This is a genomic window from Lyngbya sp. CCY1209 (assembly GCF_035615495.1).
GTDB lineage: Bacteria > Cyanobacteriota > Cyanobacteriia > Cyanobacteriales > Microcoleaceae > Limnospira.
On the sequence record NZ_JAJENU010000084.1, the window covers coordinates 1 to 2,161 of the forward strand.

Below are 2,161 nucleotides of genomic sequence, written 5' to 3' on the forward strand. Positions count from 1 at the left end.
TGCGATACGGTTCGATCCGCCATTATCCCCCCTGATCTCCCCCCTTACAAAGGGGGGGTAGGGGGGGATGGGGACTTGAAATGCCCGCCGTACCTCATTGACTTGAAAAACGCTATAATTTTTGGCGATCGCGGCATCAAAACGGTCAATATTTGTCGGTCTGATGAATGAGAATAATTATTTTCAAACACTCGGATAAAACGGCTATTTTGAAAACTCAAAATCCGCCGATTTGACAAGGAGCGATGCCGGGAGTCGGAATCAGTCTGGGGTGGGGTTGAGTCGCGATCGCGTATATTTGGACGTGCGAGAAAGCTGGGCTAAGATAGAAACGGAGAATATAGCAGTTTTCGAGCCAACCCAATACGGACGATCCCCCTAAATCCCCCTTCACAAGGGGGACTTTCAATCCCCAACCGTATCTCGCCGGCGATAGATAATGCTATATCTCCATTATCCCAGCTTAAAACAGGAGCGGTCTGATGAGCGGTGAAAAGCGGCGCTACACGCGGATTGAGGATCGGGAATTGCGACGGCTGCGGGAACAGGATTCCAGGTTGCGATCGCTGCAACAGGACCTCCCGGAACGGTTAAACGCAGTGCGACAGCAAGCCCAGCAGGAGTTTCAGCAACGCCTCGCCCCCCTGGAAGGGCGAACCCAACGCCAGGAACAAGAAATTGCACAGATGCGAACGGGAATTCAAAATTTGGAACGGGAAACGAACCGACGCTTTCAAGATCAACGCCGGGAATATTTGGGTTTATTTGAACGACAAGATCGCAAATTTACGGCCCTGATTGATGGGGAACGAAAAGCTCGGGAAGCGGGACAAACAATCCTCCAAAAACAAATTGATGAAGTCGTGCAAAATTTGGCTTCTGAACGGCAGCAGAAAGAAGAATTAGCCCGGGATTTATTGGCGGATATCGAGACGGTTTGGCAACAGGTCGATCGCGACTATCAACACCAACGGTTTGCCCCGGGAAAATGGGCGGATTTGCGTCGAGATCTGGATATGGTGGCGGGCAATATTGAGGCGGGAATTTCCGAGGCGGCGATCGCCACAAGCCAGCAAACCTATCTCAAATTGGCAGATCTGCGGTTGGAACTGGAACAAAAGGAACAGGAGTGGCTGTTATATTATCAGGCGGCACTGACCGATTTACGCAGTTTAATTACCGAAGTTCAGAGTCACCGGGAATGTCAGGTGGAAGTCGGAGAGGGGAGTGACGCGGAATCGTTCAAATGTGAGGTCAATTACTGGACAAATGGGCGGCTGGGTGAGTACGAAAACCGACTGACTCAGTTGGAAACAGAACTGGTGGAAGGGGAAGCCACCCTCACCACCGAACAGGTTAAAAATATCGGCGAACAAATCGAACACCTGCGGCCGATTTTAGGGGAAATTATCGAACAGGCGAAACTCTCGATTTTGGGTTCCCAAATGCGGGCGGAAATTGGCGATCGCGTCGTCGAAGCTTTGGAAAATATGGGTTACACCCTGGTTGATGATACCTATGAAGGGGAAGACGAACGCAACGCCTTTGTTGTCAAGGTGAAAAATGTCGCCGGGGATGAGGTGGTGACGGTGGTGAGTCCCGAGTCGGAATTTGGGGCGAATTCGGTTTCAATTAATGCTTTCAGTCCCACTTTAATCGATGAAACAGCCACCCGCCAAAATGCCGAGGCGATTTTCAATCTATTGAATGAAGCAGGCGTTCAAGGCGTGGGGGAGATGGAATGTAAGGAAGAGGCGAAGGTAGAATATCGGGATCTGGAGGAAGTAAGGCACCGCTTGGGAATCAATTCCCAAGCTAATAGCTCAAATCATCTGAAGATGATTGGGGAAGTTGAAAGAGGGGAAAATCGGATCTGATGTTAATAGGAAAGTGGAGGCTTTCCCAAAAGGATAGCAACTGCCAAGGTGGTTCAGACAGTCTATGTTTAACCGAGTCCACTTGAGTGGACTTTTGCGATTCGCCTTGAAATTCATTTCAAGGCGGGTCAGCTCAATTGACCGATCCGTCCTAACCGTTCTATCGGTTGCTATATAGCAATCGGAAACCATTTGTAAAATTGTCTAGCCCCCAAACCCCCAATACTGGGGGCTTTGAGTCGATCAATTTTTCACCAATCATTTCACATTGCTATATATAGCAA

General features: G+C 49.4%; 1 protein-coding gene. It reads left to right on the forward strand.

Going from position 1 to position 2,161, the window contains the following annotated elements; all coding sequences use genetic code 11:
• The first annotated feature begins 482 nt into the window (after positions 1-482).
• Positions 483-1,877, forward strand: a complete 1,395-nt coding sequence (locus tag LKE08_RS00435) for a hypothetical protein (RefSeq protein ID WP_324702221.1) — start codon at positions 483-485, stop codon at positions 1,875-1,877.
• Positions 1,878-2,161: the final 284 nt, after the last annotated feature.

Excerpts from the sequence above, each read along its gene's own strand:
- LKE08_RS00435 (WP_324702221.1), top strand. The coding sequence starts at position 483 with ATGAGCGGTGAAAAGCGGCGCTACACGCGGATTGAGGATCGGGAATTG.